Source organism: Arenibacter catalasegens, from assembly GCF_002909235.1.
Classification (GTDB): Bacteria; Bacteroidota; Bacteroidia; order Flavobacteriales; family Flavobacteriaceae; genus Arenibacter; species Arenibacter catalasegens.
In genome coordinates, this window is sequence record NZ_PHQQ01000044.1 from 1 (window position 1) to 18,374 (window position 18,374).

The following is an 18,374-nucleotide window of genomic DNA, read 5'->3' on the forward strand; positions in this document are numbered from 1 at the left end:
TGCGAATGAAGAGGTAATTAAGAAATACCTCCAAAACCAGGGAAAATCTCAATATAGCGTGATACATAAGAATCAATTACGTTTATTTTGATACCTCGATGGCTCTGCCTCGAGGTAGTTCATTTACCTTACATTAATATTAATTCTATTATAAGGTAACAAAATTTGATTTGTTCCGTCTTAGTTTTATATGACTAACCAATTAATTGACCGAAAACAAGTCTGGAAAACAATATTCATATTCTTAGGGATTTTAATTTCACTTAGTGCAATCTACTATTACGCAATACTGAAATTAAATCCAACTAGTATCTATGTCGGTGCTTTAATGATGTGTCCTGCATTGTCAGCTTTCGCTACTTTAAAGATTACGAAAAGACCTATTTCAAGTCTTCCTTGGAACTTGGAAAAGTCCAAATATCTCAGCTTATCATATTTAATTCCCGTCTTATACATAACGATAGCTTATGTTTTAATTTGGTTTTTTAGTTTCGGGAGTGTGCCAAATCAGGCGACTATTTTAGAATGGTCTCAAGAATTGGGAATGGAAGAGTTCAGTATTCCGATTATTATATTGTCGATGGTCGTTCTTTTGTCAATTGTAGGTGTTGTGAAAAATATTGGTTCTACTTTGGGTGAAGAAATTGGTTGGCGTGGATTTTTCATTTTTGAACTTAGGAAAATATTTTCTTTCGGTGGTGTATCAATAATTAGCGGTTTGATTTGGTCCATTTGGCACTGGCCTATTATTTTATTAATCTATAAGGGAAGTGGTAATGTGATATTCCATATTTCTTCGTTTACTGTAATGATATTAGGAATGTCTGTTATTTTGGCTTACTATACTTTTAAGTCAAATAGTTTATGGCCTTCTGTGCTTTTTCATTCAGTTCACAATATATTCATACAAAAGATATTCACTCCGCTAACTTCGACAAACGAGAGTAGTACGTTTTGGATAGATGAATACGGATTGATGCTCCCGATTATCACAACAATTTTTGCATTATATTTTTGGCGAAAAGCTAAGGTTGAAAATCTGTAAAATATTGATTTTCGAACAATTGAGTACAACGCCTAGTATATGGTACGTTTCAATGTGCTATATACATCTTTGTTAGCATTTCGTATTTCATTTATATATTGCAAATATTTTCACCCATTTTGCTCGATTTATTCTTAAAAATATAGCACCAATTATCGTTATTACTCCTGTTGCAATACCAACCATTCCAAAAAAAGGAGTATCAGGAATTCTTGTTAGAACCTCTGCCGCTAATGCAGCATACAACCCTATTACAGACCAATACATAAAACTAAAATGTCGATATTTCCAGCTACTTGTTGGTTTTTTAGTCCAAATAGGAATCATACCTAATAAAAGAACTATAAGACTGAAAGTTGATGCATAATGAAAAATGCCCCACCCATTAAAGAGTCGATAAATTATAAATGATGTGACTAGTAAAATAGCCATACTTATAACATATGCAAATCCAATTTGTTTGTGTCTTTTTGATCCTTTTTTCATAATAAGAACTAATGTTCCCGCAATCAAAGCACACATTGAAGATATCAAATGAAGTAGTCCGTATGTATCCCCAACTAAATATTCCATTTCTGTGTTTATTTATGAATGATAACAATTGGATATAGGTATTAACTATATCCTAATTTTACAAACTACAAACCCACCGGACTGTACCTAAATACCTACTAGTATCTTATAGTTCTTATTAATCCAATAAATATTAGCCGGAGTAAAGAGGAGGGAGCACTACAACCAAGAGCTATATTCTTAGCTTCTAAGGTAATAAATATTGGTTTTGTTATTTACTTCATCGATGAAGTACGGGAATATCTGCTGTACGGTCTTCTTTTCGGAAGAATTGGGGTTTGCTCTTGCAGGGCAATAAAAATTCTTATAAATCGGAGATTAAAGTATTGCCCCACAAATTTGTTCTGGAATGAAAAATTCCGCGTTAGGGACCGCGGCGGCATCCCCGCAGCAACGCAAGGGATATAGCCAAGGGCCCGACCGACGTAGGAGGGAACGCCCAAAGGTTATAGCCGGACCCCATCTTTGGGGTACCAAGTTTACTGCTAATCTTCTAGCGTATTAATATTTTACTCACTAAGTGAGATTTGAATGCTCATAGCATTGCCCGCCTGAACGATACGGGCAGGCCTGCCCGTTCCGTTCAGGCGGGCGTCTAAATATTTTAATTGGTTTCCTTCCGATGCCTGCTGGGCCTGCCCTGAGGTAATTTACTTCTTCTTCAAATACAAAACAGAAGCACCTGTAAACGGCGCGACTATTGCTTTATAACTACCCCCTTTAAGTGTTTCTGTTCCTTTGATGGTTCTATTGAGTACCGGAAAAAACCATTCTACTTCAAATTCTACATTTGCATTTCTCAAATCTAACGTTCCAGTGCCTTCTGGCAAATACACTACATACTCTTCGCCTGGGTTGGCAAGACAAAAGCGTGTGGAACAGAGTTGGTCCTGTGGGGTCATGTTTACTAAATCGATACGATTTGCCAATGCAAGAATGTGTCCCATGTTTTTACGTAAAGGCTCATAATCAGGATGGTCGGCGTCGTTTTTTGTTACACCACCGATGTAATAGATATCGGGACTTTTTTGTCTATCGTAGTTGCCTGCCAAGGGCACCCACGAATCCATAAAAATAGGATTATGACCACGAACAAAAGATTTCCATGCCCACATATAGGTACCCCAGTGGCCTCCCAAATGATCCGTATCTAGAATAATTACTTTTTCGCCAGTATTTGCCGGCGGGTCATTTTTATAATCTTGAACGTAATCGGTGCCCTTGTACATCCAAGAAATGGGCTCTGGAGTGGGGGATATCCAATCTGCAGGACTTTCCCATAAATCATCATTGAACATTGGCGGGTTAACGACCACAGAAGGCGTCATGCCCACTGGGTGCTGTTTGGGCATCGATTTTTCAATTTCTTTCACCAAATTTATCATATGGTATTGCCACTTTTTGGTACCGCCTTCATTTATAATCTCGAATAGCACATTATCAAGATCGTTTACGGTTTCAATCACTTTTTTTACATAAGCTTCCTGATGTGCAAGCACATCGCCATTATTGACCGAATGTAAGGTGCCCATTTTTTCATCATCAAAACCATTGTTTTTAACTGATTTTCCAACCCCGTTTATATTGTTGACAGGATTTAGCGGATGATACTCCCAAGGATCACTACCAGGTGTTTCCAAACGGTTTTGACTCCAACCCTGAAAAAGCATAACGGAAACATAAATTCCCATATCTCCAGCTTCTTTTGTTCGCTTACGAAGTCGCTCAAAATAAGCTTCGTTCCATTGCGAAACATCATATAATTCTTTGCCCTTTTTTTTCACTGTTTTATAGGGGAGGGGCGAGAAAACCACTTCATCCTTGGTCCAAGAGGCATTTTTGGAATGTTCCCAGGTCCATTGACGAATAAAATTATGATGGTACTCTTTTAGCATTTTTAAATAGGCCCCATAATCGAAAAGTGATTCATCCGGTGTTCTGCTTTCCTGAAAATTCGCCCAAGTATGGGAGCCGGTTAAATAAATTGCTTTGCCCGAATCATTGGTAAAATAGCGTCCGTTTTCTGGGTGCACCCGTAATGGTCCCTCAAGTTGCTGTGCGCTTATCTGAAGTGCTACAAAAAATAGGAGTACAATTGGAATATTTTTTTTCATGTGTTAGCGGTTTGTTTAAATAGTGTTTGCATCCAAAACAAGTTTCCCTTTGTTAAATGCTATCGGCTTTATTCGTTTTGAAAGTTAAGATTTTAAATTTCCCGAAAGCCTAATAAACTTTTCAAAATAGGCGTTTAAATTTTCTGTTGTTTTAATGTGGTTCAATTGGTGTACAGCTGTTTCTTTAGTTGTTCGTTAAGGCAATAGTTGTAGCAAATACAATCCGAACCTGCCTGTTGGGAAGCAGGTAGAAAATCTGTCCTGCCAAGCTTTTGGGCGTTGGAGGATTTTCTTCACACACCATTTTTGATATTGATCCCAGAAACCATAGCCAAAAGTTCTTTTAGTAACCTCCTTTTCCGTCAATTGTAAAGCTGTAGATGTGTTTGCCTGATATAACAATTCACTCAATTGTCAGCCTTTTTTTACGTACATTTATATATCGTTTGTTCCTTATTTTGAATTATAGATATTCTAAATATGATTTACTTTTTAGCACTCGGTTTTAGCATCCTATCCTATTTGATCTTTATAATATATCGAATTGGGTTGCATAAAAGAATTGCTTTGGTGTTAGGCAAAATTTCCCTACAAGAGGTTCAATTTAGCGCTGCAAAAAAATATGGAGAAAGCCCCTTATTTACTTGCGATATGCCGGCAAAATGGGAAATACAAATTCATAAGGAAAAATATCCCGATCCATTGCACTGGAGTGCCAATCGGCTGAAGGCTACCGCAGGTCTCATAGGATCAATGTTACAGACAAAGCTGGAATTGAAATATGGTGACAGGGTGGCTGTTTGTAAGGAAAACCACTTGGATATTCATATTTTAATGATGGGCATTATGAGGGCAGGGGGTATTGCATGTCCTATACATGGTAAATTTTTATCCCATCTTATAGGCCCATATCTTTCCAATATAGGATCAATAGTCCTCATAACAGACCTGCCTAATTTTTTCAGATTTTATCAAGAAGGTACTTTTGGTAACCTAAGGACGATCCTCTTGGTAAACAAAAAACTGATTTGGATGAAAAGGCCTCTGCAATCTTCTCTGATATTTTGGAAAAATTTCCAATGCTGAAGATCTGTTTTTTTAAAGATGCCATGGAAGGAGTGGTTTCTGAGGCAGGTATCATCAGAAGGGGTAAAAATGATCCTGTTTATTTGGTACATACTTCCGGGACTACAGGAGTTCCAAAATCGGTTATTCTTAGAAACGGACCACAATCATTTGCTATAAAAGGCTGGCTTTGTTATGTACACCTTTCCAGAAGACGGGATAAAGGGTATATGGCCGTACCCAATAATCATCAAGCTGTAATCCTGACCTTTAATGCTAGCTTGCTTTTAGGGCTCCCCTGTCATTGGAGTAGTTATCATGATGCGGAAAGTTTTGATGCCACTACAACAATTGCAAACCTTGAAAAGGGCAGGTTTACCGGTTTTTTCGGATTCCCCAATACCTATACCCAGCTGAAAGAGTTAAATCTTGCCAATTACAATTTATCCATGATGCGTGTTTGGGCTTCTACTGCAGATGCTAGCCATGAAGCTATTATATCCCGTTTTCTACATCAAGGTTCTGTTTTTAAAAATCTGGGTATACCCATAAATGGTGCTGTATTCTTGGATGCCCAGGGATCCAGTGAGGTTGGTACACCTTCTGTTTTAAGGTACTATACCAAGTTTACCAAGAAGTTTAATAGGCGCATTGGTAGGCCAGGTTCCACACCCTTGGGACCATCTATTCGGATTGCAAATAAAAAAGGAGAATTGGTGGAAAAAGGAGAAGTAGGAAGACTTGAAGTAAAAGGAAAAACTGTTTTTACCGCCTATTGGAATGATCATGATCTAACTATTAAAAGTTTTCATGATAACTGGTTTTTTACCGGTGACGTAGCCAGAATTGGAAAAGATGGTCATATAGTGCAGTTAGACAGGGAGGTGGATGTTATACACACCAAAAACTACCCCATCTATAGCTTGTTAATTTAAGAAATGCTGCACAAGCATGAAGCTATATTTGATATTTGCGTGTACGGTTCATCCCAAAGGGACGGAAGTCAATTACCTGCCGCAGTAGTTGCTTTAAGGACTGGTTACGGGTATAGCGAAGAAGTGCTGTTGGCCGAGTTGAATAAAGACCTTGCATCAAATCAAAAACTGATTTCCCTTGAAATTCGTCCTTGGCTTCAATTTCCATTTGGGGTAACGGGTAAAACACTAAAAAGAACTTTTAGGGAAAGAAGTAAGGAGAAGGTAAAACAACTCGAAAATGTCTAAATATTATTATTTTTTAAAATCGCTACTGATTCACCCCTCAGCTGGGAACCTCATTATTATAGATAAATACATTGTAAGTGGGTGTAAATGGCCGTAAGGAATAGTTTCACTTAAATAAGGAACCAAAAACGGAATCAATTTGATAGTAGCTCACACCGGCTTCCAATAACTTTTTGGCTTCTTCCTGGGCATCTTTAAGCATAGTATGACTTTTAAATGCCCAAGCATTGATTGCTCCGACCGCCAAGATGCCATGCTTCCTAGTCCATTCTATATCTTCTTTTGATATATTTTTAGAAAACAAATAATAGTCATTAGGGTTAAATCCTGGCTTCAGCATATTATCTTCCAGCTGTTGCCGTGTACAACTCAATTTTACTTTTCCAGTGAAGAAAGGGGTAGATTCATCTGTTCCGATCATCAAGGCCTGCGCTGAACGTTCGTATTTCTTTAATAATGCTACTACTTTCCCAAATAAATCGCTGTCAAACCCATCAATTTTATTATCGACCATGACCTGTAGCTTGCTTTCTTGACAAAACTTTAGCGCTTCTTCAAAAGAAAGTACTTTATTACCCAAGTCACCTTTTAATTCCTTGACTTCATCCCAATTCATTTCCGATACAGTTTTATCTATACCGTAATATCTTTTAAAATTCCGATCATGATGAATAATCAAAACGCTGTCCCGTGTTAAACGTAAATCAACTTCAACCATCCAATAACCTTCTTGTGAGGCCTTTTTCAAAGAAGCTAAACTGTTTTCTGCAGTTTGTGTATCTACAACACCTCCACGATGGGCAATTAAATGGTATTTGTTTTGAATCTCCTGTTTATTAGGTTGCCCATATATAGGACTTAGTAAAAACAAGAAACCGAATATGAAGAAGCTATATTTTATTAGGGTTGATTTCATTTTATAATTTATGATGATCAGCTTTATAAGGGTAGGGTAGAAGGAATATAAATATCAAAGCTAGCGCCCTTATTAATTTCGCTTGTTGCTGTAATTAACCCATTGTGATTTTCTACGATTTTTTTTACGATTGCAAGCCCGATACCCGTCCCGGGTATTTTGTCTTTGTCATGAAGACGTTTAAATAATTCGAAGATGTGGTCTTTAAATTGGGGTTCAAATCCAATACCGTTGTCTGTTATTGTAATGTGACAATATTCTTCGGCAGATAATTGTTTATCGCTAATTATGTCGCTGCTCTGCACAATTTTACTCTTTACTGTTATGAGAGGCGATAAGTCCGGTCTTGAAAATTTAAGGGCGTTGCCAATGATGTTCTGTATTAGTTGGTGAAACTGAAAGGGAATGACTTGCACATCGCACTCGCCAACCACTTTGATGGTGGCGTTTTTTTTAGTTATGATTTCTGTAAAATCTTTTTTTACTAATTCTATTACAGTGTTGAGACTGGTGATTACAAATATCCTTTCTGAAGTAGTTGTGCGGGAGTATCCAAGTAAATCGCGAATCAAGGCTTGCATACGCCTTGATGCATCACGCATTCCCAGTATGTAGCTTTTCCCTTTTTTGGATAAGTTTTGTGATTCATCGTCAATTAAGCGGGTTGAGAAGATTTGTATTTTACGCAATGGTTCCTGGAGATCGTGGCTAGATATGTATGTAAATGATTCTAATTCTTTATTGGCAATAATTAATTCCGTTGCCCGCTTTTCCTTTAAATCGCTTTGAAAGGCAAGTTCTTTGTTTGCAATAATTAATTCAGAGGCCCTTTTTTCCTTTTCTTCGTTTTGAAAAGCAAGTTCTTGGTTGGCAATGACCAATTCAGCGGCCCGGTTTTCCTTCTCTTCGTTTTGTACAATTAGTTCTTTGTTGGCAATGACCAATTCGGCAGCCCGTTTTTCTTTCTCTTCGTTTTGTACAATTAGTTCTTTGTTGGCAATGACCAATTCGGCGGCCCGTTTTTCTTTCTCTTCATTTTGAAAAGCAAGTTCCTTGTTGGCAATGACCAATTCCGCTGCCCGCTTTTCTTTCTCTTCGTTTTGAAAAGCAAGTTCCTTGTTGGCAATGACCAATTCCGCCGCCCGCTTTTCTTTCTCTTCATTTTGAAAGGCAAGTTCCTTGTTGGCAATGACCAATTCGGCGGCCCGGTTCTCCTTCTCTTCGTTTTGTACAATTAGTTCTTTGTTGGCAATGACCAACTCCGCCGCCCGCTTTTCTTTCTCTTCGTTTTGAAAAGCAAGTTCCTTATTGGCAATAGTCAATTCGGCTGCCCGCTTTTCCTTCTCCTCATTTTGAAATACAAGTTCCTTGTTGGCAATGCTCAATTCCGCTGCCCGCTTTTTTTTCTCCGTATTTAGAAAAGCAAGCGAACTGAGAGCCTTGGCTAATTGAATTCGTATCATCTTAGGTAATTGATAAAATATAATTTTCTTTTTGGGGTCGTGGTGATGGCCACATTTCAAGTGTTAAGACTTTTTCAATTGATTTTACCAAAAGCTGAAACGAAGAAGGTTTTTGAATATAGTAATTTGCGCCTTGTTCATATGTTTTATCAACATAAATATCGCTAGCTGATGTTGAAAATATGACAACTGGAATATCCTTTAGTTTTGGCGAATTTCTGATTTCCTCCAAGCATTGAAAGCCGTTTTTAAAAGGCATGTTCAAGTCCAGGAAAATTACGTGGGGTGGTGGATGTTGGATTAAAATATCGAGATTTTTCATCAATTCCAAACCATTATTGGAAAGCGTTATATCAGTAGGGAGGCTTACTTCCTTAAGTGCATCTATGAAAAATTCCCGGTCATCAGCATCGTCATCAGCAAGAAAGATATTTTTCATTTGAGTCTATATATATGTCAAAGAAATTCTTTGGTGAGAATGTCCTTAGATGTTGTAGGTAGTAGTACAAATCAATAATGGTTTAACAGGTGTTGGGGTCATTTTTCTGTGGGCAGAGCTAAGCCTTGGTGTCGCCAGCAACATAGGTCAGCTTCAGAAATTGATTCAACATACAAATATACTTATTATTAGCTTACAGTGGAATATATGTTTATGTCTGTATGCAGCTCATAAGGGGATATGCCGTCACTTTTGGAGTTCCTTAAATGTCCATTTTTCAGAAAATGATTTGAAGTAGGGGTAGTGTTTTAAAAGACCCTCCTTTTTATAGAAGAGATAGATCTATTACTATATTATAAAGGAAACAAAGAGGTGTAAATAAAGGACCCCTATATGAACTTTAGAAGGTTTTATTTATGCTTGTTTGCAAGACCATAACTATTGTTGCCAATGAGGTTCACTTATTGAATCTGGCTTTACAAAACTAGTCTGAAGTAAAGATAACGTTCCTAAAAACGTTTGTATGGATCATTTTTTATAGAAGAAATCAAGACTAAACAACATAATTATGTAGACAGCAAAAAGTAGAAAACATTTACTCAAAATACTTTATTTATTATTGTACTGTTAGTTCTAAGATGGGTTTAAAAACGTTCTTCCCTTATGTACACATTAGGTCAGTCTGCTGTAAGGGCTGAACCAATTCGCCGAGCCTGGATCGAAGCTCCACCCTTACGTGTAAATTTTTCCGTTGCACCCACATTCCCCTCAACAACCCAATAGTTGATATCGGCTGTTCCAAGATTTTTAGGGTCGTTGATGTTAAATTCTGTAGCCTGCCATTGGTTCTGGCTGTCGGTCTGGTCCTTCCCTGCAATCTCCATATCCAGTTGTTCTATAGAAAAGCCGTGCTTTCCCGTCACCGTAACTGCATTGGTACAACGTTGTGCCCCTACTCGGCCAAATCTGGAGGCATGATGGGCAAAGACGAATTCTAATCCATTAGTGTTAGCGGCCAGGTTAATATTGTCTCCGTCTGTATGTTCATTCACCAAAATACCTGTGTGGTATCCGGTCACCACCACGTTTCTCAGTATGGTTAAGGCAGCGTTATTACACGCAGGTGTAATTAAGCCATTAGTCCCATGGCTAGGCTTAGAAGCCTGCACACTATACACGCCTGTATTAATAAACACATTCTCTATCTTGCATTGAAGGGCGTACTGTAAATCTATTCCACCGATGCCTGGATTATCATAGGTCCTAACATCTAAATTTTTGATGATCACATTAACCCCAGAAAATTTTTCATACAGGGAATTGGACGAACTGTTGGCAGTGATGACAGCAGCTCCCGTGGGAGCGAGACTCTTTACGACGGTGCCATTATTAAGCAATGGGTAGGCCCCAATGGTTCCAAATACAGGTGTAGGCTCGCTTTCACCTTCAACTACTATCGTAATCCAGCTTGGTATGGGTTGTGAAACAGCTGGAATTAGGATTCTGCCACGATACACCCCGTCCGGCAAGTACATCCGTCCGCCTCCTGCATCAACTACAGCCTTTAGGCAAGCAGAAAATGCCACAGTATTGTCCGTATTATCATCGCCCACTGCTCCATAATCCAACACATTGAAAGTCCGGGAGTGTTTTGTGTTTGTATTTTGGATGAAGCTATTTTTCTCTTTATTGGGCCGTTCTCCCTGAGTACCGACATAAGATTCCTCCTTTTCCCTGCACGCTGAAATCAGAATTAAACATGAGAACGCGACTAATTTAAGTTGTAGCGATTCTAGCCCATTTTTTATTCTATGTCTTATTTTACCCATAATCTAAGTGGTGTTTATTATAAAAATATCAACGGTTAAGTCAATTACCTCAGGGCAAGCCTGTCTACCGACAAAGGCAGGCCCATGCGGCATCGGAAGGAAACCACCAATAACATTTCGGGAGCATTCAAATCTCACTTAGTGAGTAAAGAAATCGATCCATTTTGTTTCTATTGTATTTTAAATACTCCTACAAAGCTTCAAAAATAAGTAATCTAACCGTCGATTTTGGCAAGTCCACCATAAGGCTAAAATCTTTGCTGCTCAATATTTGTACGCGGTCCAAGTCCAAATTGTGATTATCGTCCAATACATATTCGCTACACTTTAATTCGTTTTTAAAAGCAGCATTCTTGATCTGGAGTTTATAGCGAGAGGCATCATCTTCGAAATTGCTTAACAAAACGGCTGTTTTTCCTTCACTTAATTTAGTAGATGCAATAATAGAAACACCCGTTTCTTGTTTATTACCAGAAGTAGCAACCCGTTTGCCCAATTGTACCATTTTATGATAGGCTTCTAATGCATGAATTGCTTTTTTGGGTATTCCGGATTCATCAAAAAGCCCAATGCGAAAAATGGTTCCAAAGGCAGAATAGTATTGCGCCATATCCAGTTCTGTATCTTGCAAATAAGATAAAACTGCGACGGTAAAGGCTGAGCCAGGGGCGCCGGTGGTTTGGGCAAATACATCTCGTGGTTCCGCTCTGTTTTTGCCATCGGGCCAGTATGGTATGTAATTCCATTCCGTTAGACAGATTTCGGTATCCTTAAATCCATGTTTTCTTATGGTAGCGTTGGATATTTCTATTCTTTTCATGAAGTCGTCCGTACTTTTACTATAGATATGATAGGAAACAAAGTCTAAAGGGGTATTGGTTTTTTTGCAATGTTTAAGGAAAGCCTCGCCAAGCTCACTGTCCATGGTAAAGGCGATTGTAGGACCTCCAACTTTTAGGTTGGCATCGAGTTTTTTTAAGGTCTTGGCCGTTATTTCATATAATTGAAGATACTGTTCTTGAGTTCCCGACCAGCAATCTGCTATGTCCGGCTCATTCCAAACTTCCCAATATTGAATATCCCAATTAAAGCCTTCGGCCCAGCCCATATTATAATGCTGCACTATCCGAGAACAAATGCGCGCCCATTTTTCAAAATCGGTTGGAGGGTGGATGTAAAATTTTGGTTCCCCATGCTCAATACTTTCTCCCAACCTAAATATCACTTTTGCGCCAAGATCCAAGATCGACTTTATATAAATGTCCGTCTTTTCAAAATGATAATTTGCCGGGTCATTTTCATCGGCATCAAAGTTTGGAAAGATGGTATGTATATCAACCGTTTCTTCATCGGAATATCGTGTATCATGAAGGCGTATATGTGGAGGCCCAAAGGTTTTGAAATATTCACTATTATCAAATGCATTTCCCAATCTAACTCTCGGCCCGCCGTTAACCCCGTTCAAGGGCTTGAAACCACCTATGGTTTTGGATAGATCAACCGTAAACTCAGGCAATATTGCTATGTCATTATTTTGAGCGAATAGCATATTTCCAGCTATTAATCCTAAAAATAAAAAAATACCGAAGAAGGCTGATGTAATACAATTGTTTGTTTTCATGGGTTTTTGGATAACTTTTATGGTAAAAAAAATTGAAGTTACACTTTTTTTGCACTTTCAAAAATAAACATGGATTTATAAAAGTACATGTGTTGAAAACGGGTCATGACCAATTGTTGTGTTTATGAAATAATTACGATTAATATGAATTCTCAGGTTTTTATTTGATAGTTCGTTTAGTTCATTGATTCTGCTTGTTATTTCAAGGTATTCATGGACCTTCGGTTTAGTTCATTGATTTCTGCTTGTTATTTTAAGGTATTCATGAATCTTCGATTTCTTTGCTGTCCAACCCTTCGACTCCGCTCAGGGTACGGCCATGCCATCTCCAATACGGAAGAATATAAACTCAACAGCGAACTATGGAGGCAATGTTCAATAGTTTAAATCAAGTGGTTACCAAAAGGTCAAAATTTATTATTTGGGTTTTATGATATGAGGTCCCTCGTTTTATTTGTTCGACGTATATTTTATGACACCTGCTGAAAAAATCATCAAACTCAGTGTTGTGGTTATAAAAGTGGTTTTATCTTTTTGATTACTTAAAGGGATTCAAAAAGAAGCAATCTAATAGACGATTTGGGCAAGTCTACCATGAGGCTGAAATCTTTGCTGCTCAATATTTGTTCGCGGTCCAAGTCCAAATTGTGATTATCGTCCAAGAAATATTCACTACACTTTAATTCGTTTTTAAAAGTAGCATTCTTGATCTGGAGTTTATAGCGAGAGGCATCATCTTCAAAATTGCTTAACAAAACGGCTATTTTTCCATCACTTAATTCAGTAGAAGCAATAATAGAAACACCCGTTTCCTGTTTATTTCCTGAAGTAGAAACCCGTGTGCCCAATTGTACCATTTTATGATAGGCTTCTAATGCATGAATTGCTTTTTTTGGCACTCCTGATCTGTCAAAAAGCCCAAAACGAAATATGGTTCCAAAAGCGGAGTAGTATTGTGCCATATCCAGTTCTGTATCTTGCATATAAGATAAAACTGCAACCGTAAACGCTGACCCAGGGGCGGCCATTGTTTGGGCAAGTCCATCTCGTGAATCTACTCTACTTTTGCCTGACCAGGATGCTACGTAATTCCATTCGGACAGACTGATTTCTGTATCTTTAAATCCATGTTTCCTTATGGTAGCGTTGGATATTTCTATTCTTTTCATGAATTCATCCGTACTTTTACTATAGATGTGATAGGAAACAAAGTCTAAAGGGGAATTGGTTTTTTTACAATGTTTAAGGAAAGCCTCACCAAGCTCACTATCCATGTTATAGGCAAGAGTTGGACCTCCAATTTTCAGGTTTGGATCTAGTTTTTTTAGGGTTTTGGATGTTATTTCATACAATTGAAGGTATTGTTCATCAGTTCCTGACCAACACTCTGCTATGTCCGGCTCATTCCAAACTTCCCAATATTGAATATCCCAATTAAAGCCTTCGGCCCAGCCCATATTATAATGCTGCACTATCCGAGAACAAATGTGCGCCCATTTTTCAAAATCTGCCGGAGGATGGATGTAAAATTTTGGCTCACCATGCTCAATACTTTCACCCAGCCTAAATATCACTTTTGCGCCCAGATCTAAGATCGACTTTATATAAATATCCGTCTTTTCAAAATGATAATTTGCCGGGTCATTTTCATCGGCATCAAAGTTTGGAAAGATGGTATGTATATCAACCGTTTCTTCATCGGAATATCGTGTATCATGAAGGCGTATATGTGGAGGCCCAAAGGTTTTGAAATATTCACTATTATCAAATGCATTTCCCAATCTAACTCTCGGCCCGCCGTTAACCCCGTTCAAGGGCTTGAAACCACCTATGGTTTTGGATAGATCAACCGTAAACTCAGGCAATATTGCTATGTCATTATTTTGAGCGAATAGCATATTTCCAGCTATTAATCCTAAAAATAAAAAAATACCGAAGAAGGCTGATGTAATACAATTGTTTGTTTTCATGGGTTTTTGGATAACTTTTTTTGGTAAAAAAAGTTGAAGTTACACTTTTTTTGCACTTTCAAAAATAAACATGGATTTACAAAAGTACATGTGTTGGAAATCCTACCGAGAATGATCATTCAATACCAAATCACTGATAATGATACTTGTCAGTTTCAGGAAAAAGACAATGCATCTGAATAAGTCATCAATGGAATAATCAAAGAAATCCCTGGGCGAATTATAAGATGGACAAAGAGAATACCATTAATTTTCAAGGTGATTTAGTCTAAAAAGGCTAATTTCAGCCGCTAAAATAGAATTACCCTAGTTTTCAAAAGATATGAATTACACAAATCACCATTACCGTTTCCTTTTTCTAATAATGACCTTATTTTTCATGGGTTGCAAAACTGCTCCAGAGGAAGATTCCGGCAAAGAAATTACTTTACGCCTAACTCCTACCTCTGATAATCCTAGGAATAGCGAAGGTGATTTTATTCAGCTTAAAGATGGTCGAATATTGTTTGTTTATACCCATTTTACGGGTGGAGCGGGTGATCATGCCAAAGCTTATCTAGCAGGGAGATATTCCAGTGATGGCGGCCAAACCTGGACACAAGAAGACGTTAGCATTGTACCCAACGAAAGTAAAATGAATGTGATGTCCGTTTCTCTTTTGCGGCTAAGTGATGAAAGTTTGGCCCTTTTTTACATTAGAAAAAACTCCGAAACGGACTGTATACCCTATATGCGCATTTCTACTGATGAGGCAAAAACTTGGAGTGAACCGATCAGGTGCATGGAAGACGAAGGATATCATGTTGTAAATAACGACAGATTGCTTCAGTTGCCCAATGGCAGGATCATTTATCCCACGGCACTACATGGTGAGGTTGAATCCAGTATGACTGCTAATGGAAAGATATATTCCTATTTCTCGGATGATCTAGGGAAAAGTTGGTCCAAATCCATGGAGGTACCCAATCCTAATAACGTCGTGTTGCAAGAGCCAGGACTAGTGGAATTAGATTATGGGAAAATGATGCTTTTTTGTCGGACAGATGCAGGTGTACAATACTTCTCCTATTCGGAAGATCAGGGGGAAACCTGGTCGCCGATCGTAGCGGGAAATATAAAATCGCCACTTTCCCCAGCTTCGATAGAGCGCATTCCAAAAACAGGGGACTTATTGTTGGTCTGGAACAACAACTACGAAAATTCAAGAGACGGTGGCTATCGAACTCCCTACAACCTTGCCATATCCAAAGATGAGGGAAAAAGTTGGGAGAAGATAAAGACCATAGAAAGTGACCCTGATGGATGGTATTGCTACACTGCAATAGAATTCCTTGATGATCATGTGCTTTTGGGGCATTGTGCAGGAGATAGAAAGGGTGGGCATGGTTTGGCTACTACGCAAATCACCCGCATTAGTTTAGATTGGATTTATCAGGAGGCTACCGAGAATCCCAAAGTGGCATTAGATCAAAATGGCAAAATCGAATTAACATCCAAGGACGAAACCGCTCAAATTTATTATACCCTGGATGGCACGCTGCCCAAACCGGAAAATGAATTGCTATATAACGAACCATTTCTCATTTCTAAGAAAGCCGTCTTGCGTATGCAGGCATTTTCGGAAGACAAAACTCCTAGTCAGATCGTATCCGTTGAAATTGGCACGGACATATTTGAAGAGGCACAGCCACTAAAGGAGAAGCCGACACCCGGGCTGCATTATAAATATTACAATGAAGAATTAAGCAAGGCGAGAGGCCTTGAAAAAAAGCAGGAAACAGCAGCAGGTATAATCCCTCAATTTTCCATAGAAAACAGTGAGCAAACAGAAAATTTCGGTTACGTCTTTGATGGATATATAAGTGTCCCAAAAGACGGATTATACACCTTCTTTCTTGAATCTAACGATGGAAGTGTGCTATTCCTGAATGATGATGCGCTCATAGACAATGACGGGGCGCATGGCAATTACGAAAAAAAGGGTTCCATTTCTTTAAAAACCGGAATGCATAAAATTTCGCTCAACTATTTCCAGCAAGGCGGTGGACGTACATTGACCTTATCCTGGCAAAGTGACGAATTCGAAAAGGTAGAAATTCCATCAAATATGCTTTTTCATAGCAATTGATTATTTCAAGATACTGTTAATTGCAGTAGGTATTTCATTAAAAGAAGCTCAAAAAAACGGATTGGCAGTAACCAATCCGTTTTTTTTAAAACTTAAGTTTTTTAGGGAGAGTGGGAGACACGATTCCTCAATTTCTCGCGGCGATCAGAACCTTAACTCCCCCCACTATTGACATCACGCTTCTCTTTGAGCTCCCTGCCTTTGGCAGACTTGTCACTTCCAATGGCCTCCATGATTTCCCCCTAAAAGCATAGCGCTTAAATTCACTATCTTTGCACAAGAGTTATTTGGCTCATTTTGTAATTTTGATGGGGTACAAAACATATAAGCCCCCATTTTTGGAGAGGATCGGTTAATCCTCTTCTTTCTTCTGAAAAAATTACTACGTCATCATACCATAAAAAATTGCATTTATTAGGAGAACTGAGGTCTCTACTATTTCCACCTTTTAAATCACTTTATGATAGAAAAAATTACTTATTTACAATTCCCTAAATCTTTTTGCTTTGCAATATTAGCCTTGCTATTGGCATTTCCAATAATGGCACAAGAAAAACCGGAACTCAAAATTGGAGGAGCATTGCGTTTCAACTATAATTTATCTTCTTGGAAAGAAGGTCAGAAAAAACGTGGGGGAGATTTTGGCTATGATATGTTCCGGATAAATGCCGAAGCTCATTATAAAGGAATATTTCTGAATGCCGAATATAGATTGTATTCTGAAGATTTTGGAGGTGGTTTCATGAAGCAGGGTTGGGTTGGGTACAATTTCGATGATTTAGATCAAATTCATATTGGTTTAACTCAGGTTCCTTTTGGAATTCAACAATACAACTCTCATAACTGGTTTTTCAACCTGTCCTATTATGTGGGAATGGAAGATGACCATGATATGGGTGTAAAATTCGTGCATACAGGAGAAAAATTTGAATATCAACTTGCATTCTTCAAAAATGCGGAAGAATTGAGATTTGGAAACAATACCGAAACCTCTCCAAACCGATATTCTTATGATATCACGGGCAGAAACAAAGAAGTAAATCAATTCAACGGAAAATTTATCTACAAATTTGGAAAAGAATCTGCAAGTAGCTTGGGTGTTTCCTTGGAATATGGAGGACTGTATAATCTTGACACCAAAGAAATAGGAGATCACTCTGCTTTTGCAGTTCATTACGAATTAACCAAAGGGAAATTGAATGTAAAAGCACAATTTATTACTGCTTCCCATAACCCGGAGAATGCCGAGGGAGAAACTAAAGATGTGGTTACGATGGCCGCTTATGGAGCGCCTTATGAAGTTGCTTCAGATTTTAATATGTATTCGTTGGCAATCTCCAGAAATGTTCCCGTAAAATGGGGGCCTGTATCAAATTTACAGTTTTATAACGATTTTGGTTTTATGCAGAAAAAGGCCTTAGGTTTCACCGATTCCTATATGAATGTTACCGGGGTTTTAGTCTCTGCCGGAAGTGTATATACATATATTGATTATGCTGCCGGATACAATCATTCCTGGTTAGGCGGAAATTTTGTGGACGATTTCGCCAAAGGGAATCCAGATGCAAAATGGGAAGCAAGGTTTAATATTAATATTGGCTACTATTTTTAAGATCGCCATATAATTAGGAAGGTTTTAAACGCTCGTAGAAATTAAGTTACATTAAAAACAACACGCTTTATGGCTAAGAAAATTATAAGAAGTGATGAAAGAAAATCCATTTTTGGATTGCAAGTGAATGGTCCTGTATTTTTTACATCATCCATTACCATCATCATTATCATAACATTGACCTTGATGTTTAAAAGCGGGGCAGAAGAATATTTTACCGCAATCCAAGATTTTGTAGCAAAGCAAGCAGGGTGGATGAGCCGGTCAAAGTGAACCACGTGTGCCGGATGAAAGTGAGCATAGCAAACTAGTTGCTCAAAATCGATTCCTTTGTGGTTAAATTTACTGTTTATTTTTTAATTTTTTACGCATTGAT

14 protein-coding genes and 1 pseudogene are annotated in these 18,374 nt (G+C 38.2%); 7 read left to right on the plus strand and 8 right to left on the minus strand.

Going from position 1 to position 18,374, the window contains the following annotated elements; all coding sequences use genetic code 11:
• Positions 1-190 precede the first annotated feature (190 nt).
• Positions 191-1,045 carry a CPBP family intramembrane glutamic endopeptidase gene (locus CWD90_RS21910; protein ID WP_103478195.1) on the plus strand — a complete coding sequence of 285 codons (855 nt, stop codon included), beginning with the start codon at positions 191-193 and terminating at the stop codon, positions 1,043-1,045.
• A gap of 87 nt (positions 1,046-1,132) precedes the next feature.
• Here CWD90_RS21910 and CWD90_RS21915 read toward each other — a convergent pair whose 3' ends face one another.
• Together CWD90_RS21915 and CWD90_RS21920 are read right to left on the minus strand one after the other, a co-directional pair.
• Positions 1,133-1,618, minus strand: coding sequence for a DUF2306 domain-containing protein (locus CWD90_RS21915; protein ID WP_103478196.1), 486 nt, complete (start codon positions 1,616-1,618; stop codon positions 1,133-1,135).
• Between the two features lie 650 nt (positions 1,619-2,268).
• Positions 2,269-3,732, minus strand: coding sequence for a hypothetical protein (locus CWD90_RS21920; RefSeq protein ID WP_103478197.1), 1,464 nt, complete (start codon positions 3,730-3,732; stop codon positions 2,269-2,271).
• 480 nt (positions 3,733-4,212) lie between these two features.
• On the opposite strand from CWD90_RS21920, the gene CWD90_RS21925 reads away from it, so the two are divergent.
• The 3 genes from CWD90_RS21925 to CWD90_RS21935 are packed head-to-tail and all read left to right on the plus strand — an operon-like array spanning position 4,213 to position 6,020.
• Positions 4,213-4,818 carry an AMP-binding protein gene (locus CWD90_RS21925; protein ID WP_103478198.1) on the plus strand — a complete coding sequence of 202 codons (606 nt, stop codon included), beginning with the start codon at positions 4,213-4,215 and terminating at the stop codon, positions 4,816-4,818.
• Positions 4,812-5,732, plus strand: a complete 921-nt coding sequence (locus tag CWD90_RS21930) for an AMP-binding protein (RefSeq protein ID WP_103478199.1) — start codon at positions 4,812-4,814, stop codon at positions 5,730-5,732. Before CWD90_RS21925 ends, CWD90_RS21930 begins: the two co-directional genes overlap by 7 nt.
• A 3-nt stretch (positions 5,733-5,735) precedes the next feature.
• Positions 5,736-6,020: a hypothetical protein gene (locus tag CWD90_RS21935; RefSeq protein ID WP_103478200.1), complete on the plus strand. Its 285-nt coding sequence runs from the start codon at positions 5,736-5,738 to the stop codon at positions 6,018-6,020.
• 106 nt (positions 6,021-6,126) lie between these two features.
• Here the strand turns inward: CWD90_RS21935 and CWD90_RS21940 are convergent, their stop codons facing one another.
• The 6 genes from CWD90_RS21940 to CWD90_RS21970 form a co-directional block, all read right to left on the minus strand.
• Entirely contained in the window at positions 6,127-6,936 is an 810-nt protein-coding gene (locus tag CWD90_RS21940; protein WP_103478201.1) for a glycerophosphodiester phosphodiesterase, read from the minus strand.
• Positions 6,937-6,959: 23 nt separating this feature from the next.
• Complete coding sequence (locus CWD90_RS21945) at positions 6,960-8,399, minus strand: sensor histidine kinase (protein ID WP_205161287.1); 1,440 nt, start codon at positions 8,397-8,399, stop codon at positions 6,960-6,962.
• Between the two features lies 1 nt (position 8,400).
• Complete coding sequence (locus CWD90_RS21955; RefSeq protein WP_103478202.1) at positions 8,401-8,838, minus strand: response regulator; 438 nt, start codon at positions 8,836-8,838, stop codon at positions 8,401-8,403.
• Between the two features lie 677 nt (positions 8,839-9,515).
• Complete coding sequence (locus CWD90_RS21960) at positions 9,516-10,667, minus strand: glycosyl hydrolase family 28-related protein (RefSeq protein ID WP_103478203.1); 1,152 nt, start codon at positions 10,665-10,667, stop codon at positions 9,516-9,518.
• A gap of 190 nt (positions 10,668-10,857) precedes the next feature.
• A complete protein-coding gene (locus tag CWD90_RS21965; RefSeq protein ID WP_103478204.1) occupies positions 10,858-12,288 on the minus strand; it encodes a GH39 family glycosyl hydrolase in 1,431 nt (476 codons plus the stop codon).
• A 542-nt stretch (positions 12,289-12,830) separates the two neighbouring features.
• Entirely contained in the window at positions 12,831-14,258 is a 1,428-nt protein-coding gene (locus tag CWD90_RS21970) for a GH39 family glycosyl hydrolase (protein WP_103478205.1), read from the minus strand.
• 364 nt (positions 14,259-14,622) lie between these two features.
• On the opposite strand from CWD90_RS21970, the gene CWD90_RS21975 reads away from it, so the two are divergent.
• From CWD90_RS21975 to CWD90_RS21985, 3 genes and pseudogenes are all read left to right on the plus strand, one after another.
• Positions 14,623-16,386 (plus strand): exo-alpha-sialidase, encoded by a 1,764-nt coding sequence (locus CWD90_RS21975; RefSeq protein WP_205161288.1) that lies wholly within the window; start codon positions 14,623-14,625, stop codon positions 16,384-16,386.
• A 460-nt stretch (positions 16,387-16,846) separates the two neighbouring features.
• The gene (locus CWD90_RS21980; protein WP_103478207.1) at positions 16,847-17,998 is read left to right on the plus strand and encodes a hypothetical protein; all 1,152 of its coding nucleotides are present in this window, start codon (positions 16,847-16,849) and stop codon (positions 17,996-17,998) included.
• Positions 17,999-18,067: 69 nt separating this feature from the next.
• Positions 18,068-18,253 (plus strand): annotated as a pseudogene (locus CWD90_RS21985) (BCCT family transporter); the annotation flags it as partial.
• Positions 18,254-18,374: the final 121 nt, after the last annotated feature.

Coding starts and splice junctions, on each gene's coding strand:
- CWD90_RS21910 (WP_103478195.1), top strand. CDS start 191: ATGACTAACCAATTAATTGACCGAAAACAAGTCTGGAAAACAATATTC.
- CWD90_RS21915 (WP_103478196.1), bottom strand. CDS start 1,618: ATGGAATATTTAGTTGGGGATACATACGGACTACTTCATTTGATATCT.
- CWD90_RS21920 (WP_103478197.1), bottom strand. CDS start 3,732: ATGAAAAAAAATATTCCAATTGTACTCCTATTTTTTGTAGCACTTCAG.
- CWD90_RS21925 (WP_103478198.1), top strand. CDS start 4,213: ATGATTTACTTTTTAGCACTCGGTTTTAGCATCCTATCCTATTTGATC.
- CWD90_RS21930 (WP_103478199.1), top strand. CDS start 4,812: ATGCTGAAGATCTGTTTTTTTAAAGATGCCATGGAAGGAGTGGTTTCT.
- CWD90_RS21935 (WP_103478200.1), top strand. CDS start 5,736: ATGCTGCACAAGCATGAAGCTATATTTGATATTTGCGTGTACGGTTCA.
- CWD90_RS21940 (WP_103478201.1), bottom strand. CDS start 6,936: ATGAAATCAACCCTAATAAAATATAGCTTCTTCATATTCGGTTTCTTG.
- CWD90_RS21945 (WP_205161287.1), bottom strand. CDS start 8,399: ATGATACGAATTCAATTAGCCAAGGCTCTCAGTTCGCTTGCTTTTCTA.
- CWD90_RS21955 (WP_103478202.1), bottom strand. CDS start 8,838: ATGAAAAATATCTTTCTTGCTGATGACGATGCTGATGACCGGGAATTT.
- CWD90_RS21960 (WP_103478203.1), bottom strand. CDS start 10,667: ATGGGTAAAATAAGACATAGAATAAAAAATGGGCTAGAATCGCTACAA.
- CWD90_RS21965 (WP_103478204.1), bottom strand. CDS start 12,288: ATGAAAACAAACAATTGTATTACATCAGCCTTCTTCGGTATTTTTTTA.
- CWD90_RS21970 (WP_103478205.1), bottom strand. CDS start 14,258: ATGAAAACAAACAATTGTATTACATCAGCCTTCTTCGGTATTTTTTTA.
- CWD90_RS21975 (WP_205161288.1), top strand. CDS start 14,623: ATGACCTTATTTTTCATGGGTTGCAAAACTGCTCCAGAGGAAGATTCC.
- CWD90_RS21980 (WP_103478207.1), top strand. CDS start 16,847: ATGATAGAAAAAATTACTTATTTACAATTCCCTAAATCTTTTTGCTTT.